The sequence below is a fragment of the Streptomyces sp. URMC 126 genome, from assembly GCF_051386555.1.
In the GTDB taxonomy this organism is placed as follows: Bacteria; Actinomycetota; Actinomycetes; order Streptomycetales; family Streptomycetaceae; genus Streptomyces.
In genome coordinates this window covers 1-272 of sequence record NZ_JBPQTX010000879.1, presented here as the reverse complement: position 1 = coordinate 272, position 272 = coordinate 1, and the positions used below count along the sequence as shown (strand labels likewise).

1 protein-coding gene is annotated in these 272 nt (G+C 46.3%); it reads left to right on the top strand.

The window, feature by feature from the left end; genetic code table 11:
- Nucleotides 1-3: 3 nt before the first annotated feature.
- On the top strand, nucleotides 4-272 hold a 269-nt coding region (locus ACSNOK_RS34320), incomplete at its 3' end, for a hypothetical protein (protein ID WP_436784640.1).

Below are 272 nucleotides of genomic sequence, written 5' to 3'. Positions count from 1 at the left end.
AAGATAGACGACATTTTTGAGAAAAGCTTGAACTACGCGTTCGACGAAACACGAGGATATCTTACAAGCTGCCCAACCAATGTGGGTACGGGTATTCGTGCATCCGTAATGCTGCACTTGCCCGCTCTGGTGATGACGCAGCAGATCAGCAGAATTTTACAGGCAATTAATCAAGTTGGTTTGGTCGTTAGAGGAATTTACGGAGAGGGCAGCGAAGCTCTAGGGAATCTTTTTCAATTATCCAATCAGGTCACACTGGGGATGTCTGAGTC